We start from the raw sequence: 21,612 nt of genomic DNA on the forward strand, positions 1-21,612 counted from the left end.
ATGCAAGAAAATTCCATCTCTTATCCTTGTGGAAATAAAGTGTTTACTTTTAAAGATGTAGAAAATCAGTTAAAATTGATCATTAATTAAAAAGGAAAATATATGCTCATAAACCAAAGCTTTGAAATCGATTCTTGTGATGATGTAGAACTAGGTATTAAAAGAACCAGTAAGCTTGAATACCGTATAAGTTATGATGATGAAAAAGAGATTAAAGCTATAGTTTTTATAATAGGAGGTTATGGAGCCAATGCAAATATATATTTTTTAGACTCTTATAGAAATTATATTGCTAAAAATTTTGATGTTGTAGCAGTGCATGTTTTTTATCATTGTTTTTGTGCAAGACAAAGTATTGATCAAAAGTATAATCCAAAACTTATTCCAAACAAAGATGATTTGGAGCGTATTAATAATATTTTAAAAAATATTAATTTGGGACATTTACTAGCTAATGAAGATAATTTTGAACAAATTATCCCTTTTATCGAGCAAAGAGCTGGAGAAATTAAACAAGCAGGTTTGGTTGATGAAAGCCAAAAAATAGGACTTTCTTGTGATTTTATCCCGCCTAATGGAGATTATCAAAATTTTGGCATTATGGCAGCTATTGATCATATCAATGCTTTAAAAGATCTAGTTAAACGCTTTCCAAAACTTGCAGATTTACCAAAAATTTATGGGGGGGGTCTTATGGAGGATACCTATCTTTACTCATAGCAAAAATAGCTCCTTGGTATGTGGATGGCGTGATTGATAATTCGGGTTCGGCTGTTCCACCTTTAAATTATATTTTAGGAAGAGAAATGGAGAGCGGTTGTGATTATGTTTTAAATAGTTCGCATATTTTAATACAATGTTTTCTAAAAACCCACTGGACGCGTAAAGAAAATTCACCTTATTTTTTTAATAATGAAAATTATTTTATTAGAACATTGTTAAATAAGGATCATTTGATTTTGCAAAGTCAAAAAAATAAAAATATTATTTATGTGAGTTATCATAGTAAAGAAGATCCTTTAACTCCAGCAAATTTTAAAGAACAAACCATGCAAATATTAAAAATTTTAGGTTACGATGTAAGCTTAAATTTGATAGATGAAAATAAAATTGATGGAAAATTTATTAAAAATTTAGATCATGGTTGTGGTATACCTGATAAAGCCTTATTTAGAAAAGAACTTCCTTTAATGCTTGAAAAACTACAAGGAAGAAAATCTTTCATGCAAGAAAATTCCATCTCTTATCCTTGTGGAAATAAAGTGTTTACTTTTAAAGATGTGGGAGATAAATTTGAATTAGAGATAAAAGATTAAAACCTTTAAGGTTTTAATCAAGCTTTGCTAAATTGATTAAATCACTCACTTTTTGACAATTTTTCAAGTCCTCGGCTGTGATTTTTAAAGCAAAAAGATTTTTATAAAGCACCATCACAGATACAAAAGCCAAACTATCCCACTCATCTATATCATCAAGTAGCATATCTTCATTTAAGTCTTCATCTCTATGCATAGCTTCTTTAAGCTCTTCTAAAAATTCAGTTTTTGTCATTATTTCTCCTTTGTGTAAATTAAAATATCTTTTGTGTATAAATCTTTGAAATTCAACACCGCACTTCCCCAGCTAAGCCCTGCACCAAAAGCACTTAAACTCGCTTTAAATTCTTTTGGAGTATCTAGTTCGCAAAGTAGGGCAGGTAGTGAACAAGCGCTTAAATTAGCGTATTTTTCCATGATAAAATTAGGAACTTTATCATCATTAAGTTTTAATTCTTCTTTAATACAATCAACCAAATACGCATTAGATTGATGAAAAAGATGAAAAGCAATGTCTTTTTCTTCTACCTTGGAAAATTCTAAAATTTCTTTAAAGCTTTTAGGTTCGCATTCTAAAGCCATATTAAAAATATTTGCTCCGTCCATATAAAGATTTTCTAATTGTCTAAACTCCTCAGTTTGCATGAGTGAATCATCGTTGAAAATATCTGCTTTAGGTATTCTCATCGCACCTTTTGGAATGATGAGTTTATCAAAATGTCTTCCATCGCTTCCAAGCTCAAAAAAAGCTTCATTAAAATCCGTTTTTTCAATTAAAGTTGCACTTACTCCATCGCCAAAAATAGGGGCTAAATTCATATTTTTAGGGTGGATGAATTTGCTTAAAGTATCTCCACAAATGAGTAAAATTTTACCTAAGCCACTTTGTATTAAAGAATGAGCGACAAATAAGCCGTATAAATACCCTGCACAAGCTTGCCCTAAATCAAAAGCTATGGTTTTAGAGCTTAAATTTAAAAGCTGATGTAAATAACAAGCCGTAGAAGGCATGAAAAAATCAGGACTTTGAGTTACTACGATGAGTGCATCAAGACTATTTTTATCTATATTTAAACCTTGTAAAAGTGTATTGGCTGCGTGTTTACCAAGATCGCTTACACAAGTGTTTTCATCACAAATATAACGTGTTTTTAAGCCTATGACTTTTTTCATTCTTTTAAGGGTTTTAATATCATTTGAAAAAACGCTTTCTAACTCATCATCAATGCAAATTTTATGTTCAGGTACGCTTACGCAAATGCCTGAAATTTTGGCTTTATCAAATCTAGTTTTCATGGATTATAAGTCCTTTAAAGTTTAAATTTTGAAATGAAACAAGGGCTGAGTTTTTTTCAATTTCTTTAGAAATTTGTTCTAAAAAGCTCAAAAATGGCATATTTCTTTCGCCTTTTTGATAGTAAAGCCTTGCATTATTGTTTTTAAGATCAAAGAAATGTAAAGCTAGTTCAAAGGCTTTAAAAAACATTCTAGTTTCAAGTTTTCTACCTAAAGCCCTACAAGAAATGCAAAGATCATCGATAAATAAATTTCCTTCTTTGCAAGAAAAAACAAAAATAGCGATAATCCCACTATCGCTTAATTTATCACTCATGCTCACACTTACAATGAGTTCTTTTTGCATGTGTTGTGCGACTTTTTCTTGATTTAAGCGTGTGTAATTAGCGATAAATTGATTGGTTTTGCCTAAAAGTTCGCTAATGCGAGGGATATTTTGCAGATCATTTTTGCTAAAATTTAAGCTGATTTCAAGATTTTGAAAATATTCTTCATCGCTTAAGCTTTTAAGCTCTTCTCTTAAAGCATTGGCTGCTATATCTTTGGCACGAATTTGATCTTCTTTGGTATTTGAAAGTTTTAAAAGATTAGGAAAAAGTTTGATTTTATAAAGTATATTTTCATCGCATAAAAGTGTTTTAACGCCTGTAAATTTCGTATTTTCAAGCTCGGCGATATTATCATCTATAAAAAGCATAGCGTTAGTATTTATATTAAATTTTTTAGCAATTTTTAAGATATTTTCACCTTTTGGCTCCCAATTGATCATTCTAGCATCAAAATCATCCCATTGTAAGATGAAATCTTTCCTTATTTCAAAAAGTTTTTTTGCGTCTTTTTCTTCATTTTTTGAAGCTAGGGCAAGTAAAAACCCTTGTTTTTTAAAAGTTTTAATTTTTTCTTGTAAGGTTTTGTGCAAAGGACTTAAATTAAGATTATCTATACCCTCTTCACCTAAAATTCCTTGATACAAGGTATTATCAAGATCAAGTACAAGAGCTTTAAGAGCGGGTTTTACAAGTGCAGGGATGAGACTAAGTCCTAAAATTTGTGCTAAAAAAATCAAGGCTTTATTATTAAGCTTAGAGCCTGTAAGTTCTTCTTTAGCTAAGTCTAAAATATCTTCTTCATCAAAATACTCTTTTATGAGTTTTTCTATGTTAAAAATTTCACAATTTAAAATTTTTTTATCTGTTTTAAATTCTCCTAAACTAAGAACTAAAATAGGGTTTTGTGAAATTTTTCTTAGTTCTAAAAGTCTTTCTTCTATAAAATTTTGCACATTATTTTTATAGCGGGTTAAATCTAGCCATAAAAGTTCTAAACTAGCTTCTTTAAAGTTATCAAAACTCAAGCTATCATCATAAGAGCTGAAATTAAACTCAGCTCTTAAATTAGCAAAATGTAAAAAAGGAGCAATGATACTTTGCACTCCTTCAAAAGCATGATTTCTATGGACATTAATAAGAAGATCTTGACTTTTGTTAAAGTCTAATTCTTTGGCGAATTTTATAAGCTCATTGCGTTTTAAATGGGGTGAAAAAAGATTCATTTTAGCTCCACAAGTTCGATTAAAAGCCTATTTGGCATCATGATAAAACAAAGTTTAGCAAAATAGCTTGCTTGCATAATAGGAACAATACAAATGCCTCCTTGTTGTTCCAAAAGAATTAAATCTTGGGCGATGTTTTTACTTTCATAGGCTAAATGATACATTTTGGTATTATTTTTTAAATAGCTATCTAGCGGTCCTTTATCGTTTAAATTTTGCAAAAGTTCAAATCTATACTGTGGAAATGCTTCATTACAAGGAATGATAAATTCGCCTCTTACCCCTTGTTTTTCATCTATAAATTCTGATTCTTTATAAAAACCTAGTTTAAAAAAACATTCCCTTTCTTTTTCTAAATTTTTACAAGCCACGCCTATATGATGAAGGGGTAAATTGAGTGTTGTATTAAGCATTTAAAACTACTGCCATAGTGATAGCATTTTTAAATTTCAATGCTTTTTCTAAACTATAATCATTTGCCATAAAACATTCATAAGTCTTAAGCTTTAAGCCTGATTTTTCTATCAAATCTTTAACTTCATCAGGATGGGAAAATAAATAAATATGATCAATAGCAGGAGCATTGATAGGAATAGTTGCAAAAATTTCCCCTCCATCGCTAAGAAGTTCTTTAGATCTTTTAAGGAATTCAAGAGGTTTTTCTACGTGTTCTAGCACTTCTCCAATCACTATCAAATCAGCTTTTTTATCAAAATCATAAGTAAAAAAATCTTGACATAAAAAATCACATTTTGTAATCAATCCCCCTACTTGTTGTTTTACCATTTTTTGAGTAAGTTCGCAACTTGTTGGAGAGATATCAAGTCCATAAAAGGCGGAAAATTTACCACTTTTAACTGCTCTTGCAAAATATTCTCCATGGCCAGGGCCTATTTCAAAATAAGTTGTTTTTGGAGTAAAATTTTTTAAATATTGTGAAAAGTACTTTCTCACTTTAATATGAGCTATCCAAACAAAAGAAGAAAGAGCTAGGCCTATCATGTATTGTTTCATATAGCTTTCATTAAAATAAACTTTATCCTTAACTTCATCAAAGCTAGAATAACGATAAGCCCCATTTTCTATGAAAAATTTTGTTTCTTCTAAAGTATCGTTAAGGATCAATAAATAACAATCGCATTGTTCTTCTATGCTGATACCATCTTGAATATAATAAGAAATTAATTTATCAAATTCCTCTTCGTCTTCTTGTGAAAATTCAATTTTTTTAAGATATTTAGAATGGATAGGATTTTTTTGAGCGATGGCTTGAAATAATTTTTCAATATTTTCTTTCATTTTTCTGCCTTTAGGGTTTGAATTTTTTCTAGTAAAGCGCTTTGAGATTTTAAGAGACTTAAATCTTCTTTGTTAAATTTGATTTCAAATTCTTCTTCTAAACTCATGATGATATCAATATGAGCTAAAGAAGTCCAGTTCTTGCAGTTTTCCATGCTTAAATTTGTATTTTCATCTACTTTGGTTTCAAGTATATTTTCTAAAATTTCATAAAATTGTTTTTCCATTGTATACCACTTTCTTAAGAATGTTTAAAATTAATATATTGTATCATAAAATTTTTCATTAATTATAAAATATTTTATTTAGGTTTTAACATGGAAAAGATAATACGATTTATAAATTTCTTAGAGTTAAATAAAGATGATTTTATTTTATTTACAGGGAATTTGATGCAATTTTTGCAAAATATAGATGGAGATAATAGAAAAAAATTAAATTTTTTATTAGATTGTATGAAAGATAATGTAGATACACTAGCTATTCATACTTTTAATTGGGATTTTTGTAAAGGTTTGGCATATGATATTTTAAATTCTAAATCACAAACTGGAGCTTTAGGTAATATAGCTCTTAAAAGAGATGATTTTAGAAGAACAAAACACCCTATTTATTCTTTTGCGGTTGCTGGAAAATTTCAAAAAGAACTTGTTGTGCTTGAGAATAAGGGAGCTTTTGATAATAATTCTCCTTTTGCTTTTATGCATAAAAATAATGCAAAAATGATTATTGTAAATTTGCCTTTGCAAGATTCTTTTACTTTTGTGCATTATGTGGAAGAGTGTTTAAAAGTCGATTATCGTTTTAACAAAAGTTTTGAGGCTTTATATACAGACGAAAAAGGATTTACGCAACTGAAAACTTATGATATGTTTGTTCGTAAAGATGGAGTTTTAACAGATGTTAATGGTTTGGAAAATCTTTTTATAAAAGAAAATGTGATGGAGCTTAAAAAATTTGAAAATCTTTGTATTAAGAAAATCGATTTATCTAAGGCATATGATGTAATTGTTAAGGATATTGAAGATAATCATGCTAAAAATTTAATGAATTATGCTTAAAAGTTTATATTCTAAAATTTTTTCCAAAAGTTCTTTAAATTCATAAGCTTGCATATTTAAGATATTGGCTATATCGATGATATCATTCTCTCCATCACAGTAAGCTAGAAAATTACAAGCTAAAGGAATGTCATTGGCAGTGCTAAGGGTATGATATAGTCCTCTTTTGCCAAGATTGGGCTCGCATACTATGGTGTTTTTATATACGGCGTTGATTTCTAGATTTAAAATCATTTCTTGTATGCTTTGAAGTCCACCCATTAAACCTTTTTCAGAGATAAAATTGAGATCATCTTTGCTGGTGTGGTATTGTTCGTATTCTAGGTATCTTGTGCGACATACTCCTACAATGCCAAGATTTACAAGCGGAGCATTGTATTGTCTTTCATCGCTTCCACGATCCAAAAAACTAAAAGCTTTGAAATTTTCTTTATTTTTAAGCGTATGCAAGGCAACTTTATCGCTTAGAGTGTTTTCTTTAGGTGTATGTATGAGTGAGTAAGCATGATCATCGCCTAAGCAAGAAAGCACAAAGCCTGCTTTAACATATTTTTTTAAATGCTCTAAATGTTTGCTAAGATAGACTATAGACCCTATGGTTTCAGGGATGATGACAAAGCGGTAATTATATTTTCTTTCTTTTAAACTCAAAAGCCATTTTGCTAGGAAAATAGCCACCACAGGGCCACTAAGCTCATTATTTGCCATGGAAGGATGACAAAGATAGGTTGAAATTAAAATTTCATCTTTTGAATTTTGCGTACTAGGTAGGATAAAATCAGCATAATCCAAAACCCCATTTTCATCATGTTTCGCATTGATATAGACTTTGTATTTGCCTTTTTTGAGTTTTTTTCTTTCATTATGCGTGAGACAAAATCCCCAACGTCTTTTGTAATAACTCGTTACATAAGGAATAGCATCGGGCATTTCTTCTATGGAGTAAAGATGATCTTGAAGTTCTTCTAGTTCGATTTCTTGATCGATAGCTTCGCTATAATTTAGAAGGTGTAAGTTATGCTTTTTAAAATCACAAATTTTTTCTCCTTCTGGAGTGATAATATAGGCTTCTTTGGCGTTCCATTCATCAGGGACTATCCAGTCAAAAACCTTTGTACCACTTTTTATAGAGTGAAATTTGAGTATCCCCCCCCCAGAGTTTTATTTAAAATTTCTAAACTAGCTCTAAAACCTTGTCCTGTGATACTTCTAGGGATGGGAAAAAGTTCACAAGCTAGTTCATACATAGCCTTTCCAGTTTGGCTAAAATCTTGGCTTCTAAAGTCTAGCTTATCCACAATATCCCTTTTTAACTTTTTCAAGAATGCTAAATAAAGTATCTTTTACAAATTTTGCATCTTTTAGATTCATTTCTTGATGACAAGGTATGCTAAGCTCGGCTTTGTAAAAATTATCCGCATTTTGGAGTTTGATTTCCCCTAAGAGTTTTTTATAAAAACTAAACTCATAAGTTGGTTTATAATGTACCTGCACGCCAATTCCTGCATGAAGTAAGCTTTCAAAAAGTTCTTCTTTTTGACAATAAAATTCAGGAAAAAGCAAAATAGGATATAAATGTCTCGAGCTTTTTTTATAATTTTTGATTTTTATCGTGGAAAAATAAGGATTTTTTTCAAATTCTTTATCGTAAAAACTTGCGATTTCTTCTCTTTTTTCAAGATTGTGATCGAGTTTTTTAAGCTGGTTTATCCCTAAAGCACAAGCAACATCGCTTAAGCGGTAATTATAGCCAAGTTCTACCATATCGCTATCCCAAAGCCTTTTTTTAATTATGCCATGGCTTCTTAAAAGCTTGATTTTGGTGATAAGCTCTTCATTATCACTCACCACAGCCCCACCTTCAAAAGTAGTGATGGGTTTAACAGGATGAAAAGAAAAGATAGAAAGATCGGCTTTTTTTCCTACTTTTTCACTTTTATATAAGGCACCTAAAGCATGGCTTGCATCATCGATTAAAGGGATATTGTATTTTTTAGCAAGGCTTGAAATTTCATCTATTTCAACGCTATTTCCCCCAAAATCCACCACGCTAATAGCTCCTATATTTTTACTATTTTTTAAAAGTCTTGCTTCTAGTTTTTTTTCATCAATATTGCCATCGTTTTTAATGTCGATAAACTCTACCTTAGCTCCAGCTATTAAAGCCGCATTAGCCGTAGCAGCGAAGGTTAAAGGAGTGGTTAAAACGATTTTTTCTTTGATGCCTAGTGCTGTATAGGCAAGATGAAGGGCTGAAGTGGCTGAGTTTAATACACAAGCGTGTTTTACGCCCACATATTCACAAAGGGCTTCTTCAAATTCATCTACCTTTTTACCCCCTGTTAAAATTTCATCTTTTAAAGCTTTTGTAAGCGCATCTATATCGCTTTGATCGATGTTTTGATGAGAATAAGTAAGCATTTTAAAAACCTTCGGTGTGATTGATGATTTCTAAAAGTTCTTTTTCGCTTGCCCATAAAGGATTATTATCCGAACTATAAGAAAAACCATCTTTTACCTTTTGTCCTTTTTCGCCTAGGGCATTGATACTAAAGTCATTATCTTTATCTACAAGTTTAATGCTAGGGCTTATGGCATAGTAGTTTTCAAATTCATAAGTTAAATGACTATCATCGCTTGAAATCATGATTTCATGTAGTTTTTCTCCTGCTCTGATACCTATGATTTTATGACTTAAATTAGGAGCTAAAGCATGAGCTAGATCGGTGATTTTCATCGAAGGAATTTTAGGGATGAAAATTTCTCCTCCGTGCATTCTTTCAAAATTACTCAGCACAAATTTCACTCCATCTTCAAGGCTGATCCAAAAACGAGTCATTCTTGTATCGGTGATAGGAAGTTCTTTAGCACCTTGCTCAATAAGCTTTTTAAAGAAAGGTACTACCGATCCTCTTGAACCTACAACATTGCCATATCTTGTAACACCAAAGCGTGTTTGTTTGTTACCTGCTATATTGTTTGCAGCGACAAAAAGCTTGTCGCTTGCAAGTTTGGTTGCACCGTATAAATTTACAGGATTGCAAGCCTTGTCTGTGCTAAGAGCGATACATTTTTTAACCCCATTTTCAAAGCAAGCATCGATCACATTTTGAGCGCCATGGATGTTTGTTTTTATACATTCCATAGGGTTATATTCAGCAATAGGCACATGCTTCATCGCAGCAGCATGTATAACAAAATCCACATCACGCATAGCAGTGCTTAAACGCTCTTTGTCTCTTACATCTCCTATGAAATAACGCATGCAAGGAGCGTTAAAAACGCTTGCCATTTCAAATTGTTTAAGCTCATCACGAGAATAAATGATGATTTTATTAGGTTTATAATTTTCTAATAAAACCTTAGTATAGGTTTTTCCAAAAGAGCCTGTTCCGCCTGTGATTAAGATATTTTTTTTGTTAAACATTTTGCCTTCCTTTGTTTAAGTTTTTTTAAAATTAAAGCAATAAGTGTTCCTATTTTAAAATTCTTGGTAAGGTTATACCCGTTTGAGCTTGATACTTGCCTTTTTTATCTTTATAAGTGGTGTCACATTTTTCATCGCCTTGCAAAAACAACACTTGCGCTATACCTTCATTGGCATAAATTTTTGCAGGTAAAGGCGTAGTATTTGAAATTTCTATAGTGATATGTCCTTCAAAACCTGGTTCAAAAGGGGTAACATTGACGATGATGCCACATCTTGCATAAGTGCTTTTGCCAAGACAAATAGCTAAGACATCATCAGGCATTTTAAAATACTCTATAGTTCTAGCAAGTGCAAAAGAATTTGCAGGAACTATACATACATCACCTTCAAAATCCACCACATTTTCTTCTAAAAAATTTTTTGGATCCACTACAGTTGAATTAACATTGGTAAAAATTTTAAACTCACGCCCTACGCGTATATCATAACCATAGCTTGAAAGTCCATAGCTTACCACACCTTTTCCTATATTTGCTTCGCAAAATGGTTCGATCATCTTGTGTTCTAATGCCATTTTTCTTATCCAATTATCCGCTTTTAAGCCCATTTAATATACCTTTATTTTTAAACATAATTTTTTTTGGATTATAGCTTATTTTTTATATTTTATGAAACTTTTAAGCGTGAAATTTTATTTTTTAAAGTTAAATTTCAAGTTTTTTAATATAATACTAGATTAAGTTCTTAAAATCAGGAGACGAAAATATGACAAAAGAAGAGATTAAAGAATTAGTAAATTTGTTTGCCGAGGCTAATATCAGTAAAATAAAAATCAAAGAGCAAGATGGATTTGAAATCGAACTTGAAAGAGATATGTGTTGTGATGTTCCAGCTCCTTTGGCTTGCCCACCTGTTCCAGCTCCACAGCCTATTAATGTTAATGTAGTTAATGAAGCACAGCCTTCAAGTGCAAAATCAAATAAACCAAGTATAAACAGCCCTATGGTAGGAACTTTTTATCAAGCTCCAAGCCCAGGTGCAGCTCCTTTTGTAAAAGTGGGCAGTTCGGTTAAAAAAGGCGATACTATTGCTATCATCGAAGCGATGAAAATCATGAATGAAATTGAAGCTGAATTTGATTGTAGAATAGTAGAAATTTTAGTTGCAGATGGTCAGCCTGTAGAATTTGGTATGCCTTTATTTACGGTGGAGAAATTATAAAATGGAAATTAAAAGCATTTTAATTGCTAATCGTGGAGAAATAGCACTGCGTGCTTTAAGAACGATTAAAGAAATGGGAAAAAAAGCAATTTGCGTTTATTCTGAAGCAGATAAAGATGCTTTGTATTTAAAATACGCTGATGCAAGCATTTGTATAGGCAAAGCAAGAAGTTCTGAAAGCTATTTAAATATCCCAGCTATTATTACAGCAGCTGAAATTGCAGAAGCGGATGCGATTTTTCCAGGTTATGGATTTTTAAGCGAAAATCAAACTTTTGTTGAAATTTGTGCTAAACACAATATCAAATTTATAGGGCCTTCGGTTGAAGCTATGAATTTGATGAGTGATAAATCAAAAGCTAAGCAAGTTATGCAAAGAGCAGGAGTTCCTGTTATACCAGGAAGTGATGGAGCTTTAGCGGGTGCTGAAGCGGCTAAAAAACTTGCTAAAGAGATCGGTTATCCTGTGATTTTAAAAGCAGCAGCTGGAGGCGGAGGTCGTGGTATGCGTGTGGTTGAAAATGAAAAAGATCTTGAAAAAGCATATTGGTCAGCTGAAAGTGAAGCGATGACAGCTTTTGGTGATGGGACTATGTATATGGAAAAATATATACAAAATCCACGCCATATAGAAGTGCAGGTTATAGGAGATAGTTTTGGCAATGTGATTCATATTGGTGAGAGGGATTGCTCTATGCAAAGACGCCACCAAAAACTTATAGAAGAATCTCCAGCAATTTTACTCGATGAAAAAACTCGCGCAAGACTTCACGAAACAGCAGTAAAGGCTGCTAAGGCTATAAGCTATGAAGGCGCAGGGACTTTTGAATTTTTGGTGGATAAAAATTTGGATTTTTATTTTATAGAGATGAATACGCGTTTGCAAGTTGAGCATTGTGTGAGCGAAATGGTGAGCGGGATTGATATCATTGAACAAATGATTAAAGTAGCTGAAGGCTATGCTTTACCTTCTCAAGAAAATGTGAAGTTAAAAGGACATTCTATAGAATGTAGAATCACTGCTGAAGATCCTAAGACTTTCTTGCCAAGTCCAGGTAAGATTATCAAGTATGTTCCACCTGCAGGGCGCAATGTTAGAATGGAAAGCCATTGTTATCAAGACTACAGTGTGCCGCCGTATTATGATTCTATGATAGGAAAACTTGTGGTTTGGGCAGAAGATCGCAACAAAGCCATTTCAAAAATGAAAGTAGCTTTGGATGAGCTGATTATAGGTGGGATTAAAACTACTAAAGATTTTCATCTTGCAATGATGGATAATCCTGATTTTATTAGTAATAATTACGATACCAACTATCTTGCTAGACATTAATCAAGATGGATTTTTTCCATCTTGATTTTATCTTAAATACTCTATATTGATTTTTGAGCGTAATTTATCGAAATAATCTTGTATATAATTTTGTCTTTGCTCGCTTACATAAGCATTGAGTATTTCATTTTTAATTTGATAATATTCTGGAGTTTGTCCTCCGTTTTTATCCTTTACTTGATAAATTTCATAACCTTTTTGCGAATTTAAAACCGGAGAAAAGCTTCCTATGGGTATAGATGATAAAAGTCCTAAAAGTCTTGGATCTGAATTATTAGGAGTGAGGGTGGCTTTTTCTGCTTTAAGTGCAGTTTTTGTGGTAGCTTTTATATTTTCTAAATCTTGTGCATTGTTAGAACGATAGATATTTACATTAATTTCGGTAAAGAGTGTAAATTTATTTTTATTTTGTTCGAAAAATTTTTTAGCTCCCTCATCGCTAAAATCGGTTTTAGCTGTGCTGGCAATTTTTTCATAAAGTTTTCTTTTTTCAAAATCTTTTTTAAAATTGCTACGAAATTGTTCGTAATTTTGCCCCTTAGCTTGTAAATCTCTTTTAAAGTCTTCAAGTGAAATTTTATTTTGTGCTAGCATTTTACCAATGGCATTATCAAGCTCAAGCTCACTCGTATAAATTCCAAATTGTTTTATTTGTGAAAGCTCCATTTTTTCATTAATCAAAATCCCCAAGGCTTGATTTTTAGGTATATTTAGGGTTTTCATGGTTTGTTCTATATCATAGGTTGTGATAGGCTCTTTATCTACCACTACAGCAATAGCATTTATAGTATTTGCATGAGTTAAGCTTATAAAAAATACAAAACTTAGTAAAATTTTTTTCATTTCAAACCTTTATTTAAGTGTAAATATCGCATTATATCAATTAAAATTTAAGAAAAGGCAAAAAATGACAGGAAAACTTACGACTCGTTTCGCTCCAAGCCCTACAGGATATTTGCATATAGGTGGTTTAAGAACCGCTCTTTATAGTTATTTGTATGCAAGAAAAAATAAGGGCAATTTTTTACTTCGTATAGAAGATACGGATTTAAAAAGAAATTCCAAAGAAGCTACGCAAGCTATCATAGAAGCCTTTAAATGGTGTGGTTTGGATTATGATGGTGAGGTAACTTACCAGTCTGAACGCTTTGATCTTTATAAAAAATACATACAAAAACTTTTGGATGAGGGCAAGGCTTATTATTGTTATATGAGTAAAGAAGAGCTTGACGAACTCCGTGCTAAACAAGAAGCGGCCAAAGAACGCCCAAGATATGATGGCAGATACAGGGATTTTACAGGAACTCCACCATCAAATATAGAACCCGTGGTGCGTATAAAAGCTCCTCAAAAGGGTGAAATTTGCTTTATAGATGGTGTTAAAGGGGAAGTGAAATTTAAAGTAGAAGATATTTTAGATGATTTTATCATAGCAAGAAGTGATGGAAGTCCTACTTATAATTTTACAGTTGTAATTGATGATGCTTTAATGGGAGTAAGCGATGTGATTAGAGGGGATGATCATCTTTCAAATACTCCTAAACAAATCGTGCTTTATGAGGCTTTAGGATTTGAAATTCCTAAATTTTACCATGTGGCTATGATACATGGAGAAGATGGTAAAAAGCTTTCAAAACGACACGGAGCAACCGATGTGATGGAATACAAGGCTATGGGAATTTTACCTCAAGCTTTGCTAAATTTTTTAGTGCGTTTAGGATGGAGCCATGGCGATGATGAGGTTTTTTCTTTAGAAGATCTTAAAAGGCTTTTTGATCCTAATCATATCAACAAAAGTGCTTCTTGTTATAATTTTAAAAAACTTGAATGGCTCAATGCTCATTATATCAAGACTTTGCCTTTTGAAGAAATCAATCGTCAGTTAAAAGATCTTGGTTTTGATCTAAGCGTTTATACAAAAGCAGGATTTTTACTCGATTTATTAAGAGAGCGCGCAAAAACTTTACTTGAAATTATTAGCGGAGCTAAAAGTATCGTTGAAGCGCCACAAAATTATGATGAAAATGCTATAAATAAATTTATAAACGAAAACAATCTTTTATTGCTTCAAAACTATGCAAATGAGTTAAATGAAGAGAAAAGTGCAAAAGATTTTGAAGAATTTACTAACGAATTCTTACAAAAAAATGAGGTAAAATTAAAAGATTTGGCTCAACCTATACGCATAGCTCTAACAGGAAGTGCGGTTAGTCCTAGCATTTTTGAAGTTTTAGAGTTTTTAGGGGTCAATGAATGTAAAAAAAGAATAAAAAAATTTTTAGATTTTAAAGGAAAATAATGAATTTAAAAGAAGAGGCTTTAAGATATCACTTAGGAGGCAAGATAGATATAAAGCCGTCAAAACCTATGAATTCAAGTCATGATTTATCTTTGGCTTATAGTCCAGGTGTTGCAGAACCTTGCATTGAAATTGCTTCTAATAATGAGCTTGCTTATACTTATACAAACAAAGCGAATTTAGTAGCTATCGTTAGTGATGGTTCTGCGGTTTTAGGTCTTGGAAATATCGGCGCGCAAGCTTCTAAACCGGTTATGGAAGGTAAGGCTTGCTTGTTTAAAAAATTTGCTGATGTAAATGCGTATGATTTAGAAATCGAAGCACACAGCATTGAAGAAATTGTTGCTTTTTGTAAAGCCATAGCACCTACTTTTGGCGGAATCAATTTAGAAGATATTTCAGCACCTAAATGTTTTGAAATCGAAGCGGCTTTGCAGGATTTAGGAATTCCTGTAATGCACGATGATCAGCATGGAACCGCTATTATCTCAACCGCAGGGCTTATGAATGCTATGGAGATAAGTGGTAAAAAATTTGAAGAGATTAAAGTTGTTGTAAGTGGAGCAGGAGCTGCGGGTATTGCTAGTGCTAGAATGTATAGAAATTTAGGTGTTAAAAATATCATTCTTGTAGATAGTAAGGGTGTGGTCAATAAAAAAAGAACAGACTTAAATCAATACAAGCTTGAATTTGTAAGCGATACGCAAGCAGATACTTTAAAAGAGGCTATGAAAGATGCGGATGTATTCTTGGGGCTTAGTGCACCAAAGATACTAGATGATGAGATGATTTTGTCTATGGCAAAAGATCCTGTTATCTTTGCCTTGGCAAATCCTATTCCAGAGGTGATGCCTGAAGATGTGGCAAGGCTTAGAAAAGATGCTATTGTAGGAACGGGAAGAAGTGATTATCCTAATCAAATCAATAATGTTTTAGGCTTTCCTTTTATTTTTCGTGGGGCTTTAGATGTGCGTGCGACAAAAATTACTGAAAATATGAAAGTAGCTGCAGCAAAAGCTTTAGCAGATTTGGCAAAATTACCTGTAAGTGATGCGGTTAAAAATGCTTATAAGATAAGCCATTTAGAATTTGGAAAGGATTATGTTATCCCAAAACCTTTTGATGAGAGGGTTAAGGCTGTTGTAAGTACTGCGGTAGCTGCTGCGGCTGTAAAAGATGGGGTAGCTTTGCTTAAGGAATTTGATGAGAAAACATATTTTGAGAGTTTAAAATGAAAAATATTCATCACATATGCCATCCTTTGATAGAGCATAAATTAGGGTTTTTGCGCGATAAAGAAACTAAACCTTTCCATTTTAGAATGCTCATTGATGAGATTTCTACTTTCTTGCTTTTTGAAGCGACTAAAGATTTATGTTTAAAAGAAACACAAATTCAAACCCCTGTTGCTAATGCTAAGGTAAAAAGATTAGATGAAAAGATTATGATATGCCCTATTTTAAGGGCAGCTTTGGGTATGCTTGATAGTATTTTTAGACTTATTCCTGATGCTAGTGTAGGATTTTTGGGTTTTGTTAGAAATGAAAAAACTCTCAAGGCGGATTTTTATTTTCAAAAACTTCCTAAAGATGCAAAAAAACGCACCGCTATTGTTATAGATCCTATGTTTGCTACAGGTGGGACTGCTATAGAGGCTTGTAATTTTTTAAAAAGCCAAGGAGTTAAAAAAATAAAATTTATATCCATACTTGCTGCTTTACAAGGTTTGCAAAAATTTAGCCAAATGCATGATGATGTAGAAGTTTTTGTGGCTTGTATTGATGAAGGTTTAAATGAAAAAGGTTATATTATCCCAGGGCTTGGAGATGCAGGAGATAGAGTGTTTAACACTCTTTAAAAGAGATGATTTTTGGAAAAATTGATTATATTAATCTTTTACCTTTGCATATATATCTTAAGAAATATCCTTTACCTAATGGTTTTAAAGCAAGTATGGAGCATAAAAAAGGAGTTCCAAGTAAGCTAAATAAAGATTTATTTTATAGAAGAATTGATGCAGCTATTGTTTCAAGTATAGAAAGCGCTAGAAAAAAATATAAAAATTTAGATTTGGGTATTTGTGCCAATAAAAGAGTTTTAAGTGTTTTAGTAGAAAAAAATACACCCAATGCTAAAGATCCAAGCTCGGCAACTTCTAATGCTTTAGCTAAGGTTTTAAAACAAGAGGGGAGGGTGATTATAGGTGATAAGGCTTTAAAACTTTATTTACAAGATCCTTCTAGGTATACTGATTTGTGCACAAAATGGCATGAAAAAACAGGCCTGCCTTTTGTTTTTGCTAGGTTTTCATGTGTGCAAAAAAAAGCTTTATATAAACAAATCTTAAAAAAATTTCCAAAAACAAAGATTAAAATTCCTTATTATATACTCCAAAATTATGCTAAAACAAGGGATTTAGATATAAAAGATATTAGATATTATTTAGATGAAATCATATATCATAAAATTTCCACCAAAGAAAAAGCAGCCTTAAAGCGTTTTATAAAGGTTTGCAAGGCTTTAAATCTTACTTAATTAATGCTCAAATTCTCTAAGCTCTTTAACCGTTCCAAGTAAGATTACAACATCACCACCATAAACAGTAGTTGTTTCTAAATCAGGCAATATTTCCCAGTCTGTATTAAGTTTTTTATAGCTAATAACTCTCATATTTTGTGCAATGTGCTTTAATGAATTTCCTGCTAATTTGTCATCTATAGTGATTTTAATAGCACGGATAGTATTAGCCGATAGATCAAAAACCTCATAATCTGCATCTTTGGTTAAAAAATCTTTTACAAGCTTTTTAGCACTTTCTTTTTCAGGATAGATTACTTTTGTAGCCCCAAGTTTGGATAAAATTTGCCCATGAATGTTAGAAGTGGCTTTTGCGATAATATTATTTACTCCTATATCTTTAAGAGCCATTAGAGTAAGTATGGATTTTTCAACATTTTCACCTATGCTTACAATCACGACTTCTACATCATGAAAACCCGCTTCTTTGAGTGCTGAAATATTGGTAGAATCCAAGATATAGGCATAGCTTGGTGAATTTTGTATACTTTTTAAAGCTTCTTCATCTTTATCGGCTATGATTACAGTATGTCCTCCAGCAAGAAGCTCATCTGCGACTACGGATCCAAATTTTCCAAGTCCTATAACCCCGTAACTAAGCTTTTTCATTATATTTAACCTTTATAAATAGATTTTTCCTTTAGGAAATTTGATATGTATCGCTTTATCTTGCTGAAATACAGAAAGTAAAAACGCAAAAACACCAATCCTTCCGCTTAACATCATAATAATAATAATAATTTTGCTTGGATTGCTAAATAAAGCACAAAGCGAAAGATCTCCCCCATCTCCTACCGAAATTCCCACTGTTGCAAATGCTGATGAGGTTTCAAAAAGCAGATGGATAAAATTAAATTCTGATTCTAGCAAAGAAAGGAAAATAACCGCTATAACTATATAAACAGCCGAACCCACTGCTATAATAAATGCTCTTGAAATGATCTCTTGTGGAATTTCGTGGTTGAAAATTCTTACCCTTCCATTGCGAATGCTCCAGTAAGCATAAAACAAAAGCACCACAACAGTTGTGATTTTCATTCCCCCTGCTGTTCCACCCGGTGCTCCTCCAATCACCATAAATAAAGAGCCAAAAAATAAGCTTGCATCATGCAAGCCACTCATATCGAGTGTATTAAATCCTGCTGTGCGGTAATTGATCGCAATAAAATAAGAACTCAAAATTTTATCAAAAAGAGAAAAGCTACCTATGGATTTTGGGTTAGCATACTCTAAAAGAAAGATAATAAGTGTTGAAGAAATGATAAGAAAAAGGGTTGCCATAATAACTACTTTGGTATGTAGGCTTAAATTTTGCAGTCTTTTTCTTTGAAAAAAATACAATTCAACTAAGACAAAATATCCAAGTCCACCAATGATAATAAGAGAAGTAAAGATGAGATTAATAGCTACATCGTGCTTATAGGCAAGAAGTCCATTTTCAAAAATAGTAAAACCTGAATTATTAAAAGCACTGATTGAATGAAAAAATCCAAACCATAAGGCTTTACCAAAATTCATCTCAAGTGCAAAACGCATGGTAAGAAGTATAGTGCCTATAAGTTCTATTGTAAAAATAAATAGTAAAACTTTTTTAAAGAATTTAAAAAGTCCTTCCATGGAAGGATAAAATAAAGATTCTTTAAGTAAGTTTCTACCATTAAAACCTACTTTTTTGCGTATAATCAAGTAAACAAAAAGCCCTATACTCATATAACCTAAGCCGCCAATTTGAACTAAAATTAAAATAATAATTTGTCCTGCCAAGGTAAAATCAACTGCTGTATTTTTAACAATAAGTCCAGTCATACTCACAGCTGAAGTACTAGTAAAAAAAGCATCGATAAAACTAATAGGACTTGTATGAGCCCAACTTGAATGCAAAAGAATAGCGCCAAGTAAAGCAATGACAATATATCCTGCTAGCAAAATTTTAAAAGTTCGTCTGTCTAAGCCAAATTGTTTCAAAAAAATCCTCATTGGTTTTTAATTTTAAACCGACTATTCTATCGGATTAAAACTTTAAGGCAAATAAAATTTTATTTTTATATTTAAACTTAAATTAAAGAAAAAAAAGTATAATTACACTTTATTTTTAAAGATGACTCGGTTGGATAGCTCAGTCGGTAGAGCAGCAGACTGAAAATCTGCGTGTCGGCAGTTCGATTCTGCCTCTAACCACCATCATTTTATTTTTTATTAAAAATGACTTTAATTTCTTCCTAAGTTCTTCATCAAATTTTATTTAAAAATTTATATCATATTATATCTTATGTGTTAGTTATAAATTTATTTTTTATATTATTTTATAATGCGATTTTTTTTAGTTAAAAAATAAAATTCTAGAAAATTAAAATAAATCATTTTTGCATATTTAAGATTTAAAGTTATGGATAAGTTTTGGTTGCGAAGGGGAGATTTGAACTCCCGACCTTCGGGTTATGAGCCCGACGAGCTAACCACTGCTCTACTTCGCGACAATCAAATTTGTGTTTGAAGTTTAGTTCGTGGATGGGGTAAAGGGATTCGAACCCCTGAATGACAGGACCAAAACCTGTTGCCTTACCGCTTGGCGATACCCCAATATTTAATTTTTAAAAAGTAAAAACGAGATTATAATCAATTTTAATTTATTTGTCAAGCAAATGAAGTTATAATTTTAAAAAAAATAATATTTTAAGGATTATAAATGAAGTTTGTAAGCATTGAACAAGCAATTAAGGATTTACAAGAAGGAAAAATGCTTGTAATGGTAGATGCAGAAGATAGAGAAAATGAAGGAGATTTGATTTTTCCAGCTCAATTTAGCACTAAAGAAAAAGTAAATTTTATGATAAAAGAAGCTAGAGGGGTTGTGTGTGTAGCACTCGCAGAAGAACTTGCAAGAAAATTTGAACTTCCTTTGATGGTGCCCAAAAATACTTCAAATCATGAAACAGCCTTTACAATCACAGTGGATGCAAAAGATGCAACTACAGGTGTAAGTGCTTATGAAAGAGATATGACGATAAAAATTTTTGCAGACGATAATGCAAAAGCGAGTGATTTTGTACGCCCTGGACATATAAATCCTTTGATAGCCAAAAAAGGCGGTGTTTTAGAGCGCACAGGCCATACAGAAGGAACGGTTGATCTTTGTCATTTAGCAGGGCTTAAACAAGCTTGCGTGATTTGTGAGATTGTTAAAGATGATGGAGATATGGCAAGAAGAAGTGATTTGGAAGAATTTTGTACTAAGCATAATCTAAACATGATAGCTGTTTCTGATATCATAGAATATCGCTTAAAAAATGAAAGTCTTATTAAATTACAAGAAAAAAGTGATGCTATTTTAGCAGGTTTTAAAGCACAAAAATTCATTTTTACAGATCATAATAATGCTCAGCATATAGCATTTGCATTTAAAGAAATTCAAAAATGTGAAAATGTTAAATTTCATATTAGCGGAAGTGATTTTGAGCTTTTAACCTCTGATAAATTTTCTAAATTATTAGATCAAATTCGTTTTTTGAGTGAAAATGGAGGAGTGATAGTTTTTATGCAGGGTGAAAAATCAAGTGTAACTCAATTTAAAAATTATGGTATAGGTGCGCAAATTTTAAGATATTTTGGCATAGAAGAGATTAAGCTTATGTCGCAAAGTTGTGATAAGGATTATATAGGCTTAAAAGGCTTTGGTTTAAATCTTAAAATTTGTAATTTTAACTAAAATAAAAGGATATACAATGAATTTAAAAGAGCAGATATTAAATGATATCAAAGAAGCGATGAAGCAAAAAGATGATTTTAAACGCGATACTTTAAGAACGCTAAATGCCGCGTTTAAACAGGTCGAAGTAGATGAAAGAATAGAGCTAAGTGATGAAAGAATTTTAAAAATTATCGCAAGCGAGATTAAAAAGCGCAAAGATGCTATCGAGCTTTATTCTAAAGGTGGAAGAGAGGATTTGGCACAAAAAGAACAAAAAGAAATAGCACTTTTTGAAAGTTATTTACCTCAGCAATTAAGCGATGAGGAATTGCAAGCAGCTTTAAAAGAAATGATTGCAAATTTAGGGGTTAGTTCTTTAAAAGATCAAGGTTTGGTGATGAAAGAAGCAAAGGCTAAATTTGGAGCAAGGGTGGATGGAAAAAGATTAAATGTAACACTTAGAGAGCTTTTAAATTAAAATTTTCAAACTTTTTTATATTTTATCTAAATAAAAGATTGAATTATTGTTATAATTTGATT

22 protein-coding genes, 3 tRNA genes and 2 pseudogenes are annotated in these 21,612 nt (G+C 31.8%); 12 read left to right on the plus strand and 15 right to left on the minus strand.

The window, feature by feature from the left end:
- The coding region (locus KAR88_RS08850; RefSeq protein ID WP_148562784.1) for a DUF2920 family protein at window positions 1-90 on the plus strand (90 nt) is incomplete at its 5' end.
- Window positions 91-102: 12 nt separating this feature from the next.
- Window positions 103-1,316, plus strand: a pseudogene (locus KAR88_RS04450) (DUF2920 family protein).
- Between the two features lie 13 nt (window positions 1,317-1,329).
- Here the strand turns inward: KAR88_RS04450 and KAR88_RS04455 are convergent.
- From KAR88_RS04455 to KAR88_RS04480, 6 genes are read right to left on the minus strand one after another with little or no spacing between them, the layout of a single operon-like run.
- Window positions 1,330-1,551: an acyl carrier protein gene (locus KAR88_RS04455; protein ID WP_002777644.1), complete on the minus strand. Its 222-nt coding sequence runs from the start codon at window positions 1,549-1,551 to the stop codon at window positions 1,330-1,332.
- Window positions 1,551-2,612, minus strand: coding sequence for a beta-ketoacyl-ACP synthase III (locus KAR88_RS04460; protein WP_002777640.1), 1,062 nt, complete (start codon window positions 2,610-2,612; stop codon window positions 1,551-1,553). Before KAR88_RS04460 ends, KAR88_RS04455 begins: the two co-directional genes overlap by 1 nt.
- A complete protein-coding gene (locus KAR88_RS04465; protein WP_002791671.1) occupies window positions 2,602-4,164 on the minus strand; it encodes an HAD family hydrolase in 1,563 nt (520 codons plus the stop codon). The genes KAR88_RS04460 and KAR88_RS04465 overlap by 11 nt, the downstream gene beginning before the upstream one ends.
- Complete coding sequence (locus KAR88_RS04470) at window positions 4,161-4,577, minus strand: VOC family protein (RefSeq protein ID WP_002791673.1); 417 nt, start codon at window positions 4,575-4,577, stop codon at window positions 4,161-4,163. The genes KAR88_RS04465 and KAR88_RS04470 overlap by 4 nt, the downstream gene beginning before the upstream one ends.
- A complete protein-coding gene (locus tag KAR88_RS04475; protein ID WP_002786084.1) occupies window positions 4,570-5,463 on the minus strand; it encodes a class I SAM-dependent methyltransferase in 894 nt (297 codons plus the stop codon). Before KAR88_RS04475 ends, KAR88_RS04470 begins: the two co-directional genes overlap by 8 nt.
- Complete coding sequence (locus tag KAR88_RS04480) at window positions 5,460-5,690, minus strand: acyl carrier protein (protein WP_002781997.1); 231 nt, start codon at window positions 5,688-5,690, stop codon at window positions 5,460-5,462. The genes KAR88_RS04475 and KAR88_RS04480 overlap by 4 nt, the downstream gene beginning before the upstream one ends.
- Window positions 5,691-5,780: 90 nt before the next feature.
- Here KAR88_RS04480 and KAR88_RS04485 point away from each other — a divergent pair, with 90 nt between their 5' ends.
- Window positions 5,781-6,524 carry an AAC(3) family N-acetyltransferase gene (locus KAR88_RS04485; protein ID WP_002786088.1) on the plus strand — a complete coding sequence of 248 codons (744 nt, stop codon included), beginning with the start codon at window positions 5,781-5,783 and terminating at the stop codon, window positions 6,522-6,524.
- Here KAR88_RS04485 and KAR88_RS04490 read toward each other — a convergent pair.
- The 4 genes and pseudogenes from KAR88_RS04490 to dcd all read right to left on the minus strand — a co-directional run bounded on the left by KAR88_RS04490 (window position 6,507) and on the right by dcd (window position 10,561).
- Window positions 6,507-7,822: pseudogene (locus KAR88_RS04490) on the minus strand (DUF4910 domain-containing protein). The gene KAR88_RS04485 and the pseudogene KAR88_RS04490 overlap by 18 nt on opposite strands.
- The gene (gene pseC, locus KAR88_RS04495) at window positions 7,815-8,945 is read right to left on the minus strand and encodes a UDP-4-amino-4,6-dideoxy-N-acetyl-beta-L-altrosamine transaminase (protein ID WP_002831276.1); all 1,131 of its coding nucleotides are present in this window, start codon (window positions 8,943-8,945) and stop codon (window positions 7,815-7,817) included. The pseudogene KAR88_RS04490 and the gene pseC overlap by 8 nt, the downstream one beginning before the upstream one ends.
- 1 nt (window position 8,946) lies before the next feature.
- The gene (pseB, locus tag KAR88_RS04500; RefSeq protein WP_192801879.1) at window positions 8,947-9,951 is read right to left on the minus strand and encodes a UDP-N-acetylglucosamine 4,6-dehydratase (inverting); all 1,005 of its coding nucleotides are present in this window, start codon (window positions 9,949-9,951) and stop codon (window positions 8,947-8,949) included.
- 49 nt (window positions 9,952-10,000) lie between these two features.
- A complete protein-coding gene (dcd, locus tag KAR88_RS04505; protein WP_002788404.1) occupies window positions 10,001-10,561 on the minus strand; it encodes a dCTP deaminase in 561 nt (186 codons plus the stop codon).
- Window positions 10,562-10,719: 158 nt separating this feature from the next.
- Here dcd and accB point away from each other — a divergent pair, with 158 nt between their 5' ends.
- On the plus strand, window positions 10,720-11,175 hold the full coding sequence (accB, locus tag KAR88_RS04510) for an acetyl-CoA carboxylase biotin carboxyl carrier protein (RefSeq protein WP_002777628.1): 456 nt from the start codon (window positions 10,720-10,722) through the stop codon (window positions 11,173-11,175).
- A 1-nt stretch (window position 11,176) separates the two neighbouring features.
- Complete coding sequence (locus KAR88_RS04515) at window positions 11,177-12,508, plus strand: acetyl-CoA carboxylase biotin carboxylase subunit (protein ID WP_192801310.1); 1,332 nt, start codon at window positions 11,177-11,179, stop codon at window positions 12,506-12,508.
- A 27-nt stretch (window positions 12,509-12,535) separates the two neighbouring features.
- Here the strand turns inward: KAR88_RS04515 and KAR88_RS04520 are convergent, their stop codons facing one another.
- On the minus strand, window positions 12,536-13,351 hold the full coding sequence (locus tag KAR88_RS04520; protein ID WP_002777626.1) for a hypothetical protein: 816 nt from the start codon (window positions 13,349-13,351) through the stop codon (window positions 12,536-12,538).
- Between the two features lie 64 nt (window positions 13,352-13,415).
- On the opposite strand from KAR88_RS04520, the gene gltX reads away from it, so the two are divergent.
- The 4 genes from gltX to KAR88_RS04540 are packed head-to-tail and all read left to right on the plus strand — an operon-like array spanning window position 13,416 to window position 17,342.
- Complete coding sequence (gltX, locus tag KAR88_RS04525; protein WP_002777625.1) at window positions 13,416-14,807, plus strand: glutamate--tRNA ligase; 1,392 nt, start codon at window positions 13,416-13,418, stop codon at window positions 14,805-14,807.
- Window positions 14,807-16,042, plus strand: a complete 1,236-nt coding sequence (locus tag KAR88_RS04530; protein ID WP_002782010.1) for a malic enzyme-like NAD(P)-binding protein — start codon at window positions 14,807-14,809, stop codon at window positions 16,040-16,042. The genes gltX and KAR88_RS04530 overlap by 1 nt, the downstream gene beginning before the upstream one ends.
- Entirely contained in the window at window positions 16,039-16,665 is a 627-nt protein-coding gene (upp, locus tag KAR88_RS04535) for a uracil phosphoribosyltransferase (RefSeq protein ID WP_002788402.1), read from the plus strand. Before KAR88_RS04530 ends, upp begins: the two co-directional genes overlap by 4 nt.
- A gap of 5 nt (window positions 16,666-16,670) precedes the next feature.
- Window positions 16,671-17,342 (plus strand): menaquinone biosynthetic enzyme MqnA/MqnD family protein, encoded by a 672-nt coding sequence (locus KAR88_RS04540; protein ID WP_002788400.1) that lies wholly within the window; start codon window positions 16,671-16,673, stop codon window positions 17,340-17,342.
- Here the strand turns inward: KAR88_RS04540 and KAR88_RS04545 are convergent, their stop codons facing one another.
- Window positions 17,343-17,993 carry a TrkA family potassium uptake protein gene (locus tag KAR88_RS04545; RefSeq protein WP_002777618.1) on the minus strand — a complete coding sequence of 217 codons (651 nt, stop codon included), beginning with the start codon at window positions 17,991-17,993 and terminating at the stop codon, window positions 17,343-17,345.
- 12 nt (window positions 17,994-18,005) lie between these two features.
- Window positions 18,006-19,349, minus strand: coding sequence for a TrkH family potassium uptake protein (locus KAR88_RS04550; protein WP_002786100.1), 1,344 nt, complete (start codon window positions 19,347-19,349; stop codon window positions 18,006-18,008).
- A 140-nt stretch (window positions 19,350-19,489) separates the two neighbouring features.
- Here KAR88_RS04550 and KAR88_RS04555 point away from each other — a divergent pair.
- Window positions 19,490-19,565 (plus strand) — tRNA-Phe (locus KAR88_RS04555).
- Between the two features lie 217 nt (window positions 19,566-19,782).
- Here KAR88_RS04555 and KAR88_RS04560 read toward each other — a convergent pair.
- Window positions 19,783-19,858: transfer RNA gene (locus KAR88_RS04560), tRNA-Met, on the minus strand.
- Between the two features lie 31 nt (window positions 19,859-19,889).
- Window positions 19,890-19,964: transfer RNA gene (locus KAR88_RS04565), tRNA-Gln, on the minus strand.
- 106 nt (window positions 19,965-20,070) lie between these two features.
- Between KAR88_RS04565 and KAR88_RS04570 the strand changes: the two genes are divergently transcribed.
- On the plus strand, window positions 20,071-21,090 hold the full coding sequence (locus KAR88_RS04570; RefSeq protein WP_002777613.1) for a bifunctional 3,4-dihydroxy-2-butanone 4-phosphate synthase/GTP cyclohydrolase II: 1,020 nt from the start codon (window positions 20,071-20,073) through the stop codon (window positions 21,088-21,090).
- 16 nt (window positions 21,091-21,106) lie between these two features.
- Window positions 21,107-21,550 (plus strand): GatB/YqeY domain-containing protein, encoded by a 444-nt coding sequence (locus KAR88_RS04575; protein WP_002777611.1) that lies wholly within the window; start codon window positions 21,107-21,109, stop codon window positions 21,548-21,550.
- Window positions 21,551-21,612 lie beyond the last annotated feature (62 nt).

Origin of the sequence: Campylobacter sp. JH23, assembly GCF_017846595.1 — a bacterium.
Taxonomy (GTDB): domain Bacteria; phylum Campylobacterota; class Campylobacteria; order Campylobacterales; family Campylobacteraceae; genus Campylobacter_D; species Campylobacter_D coli.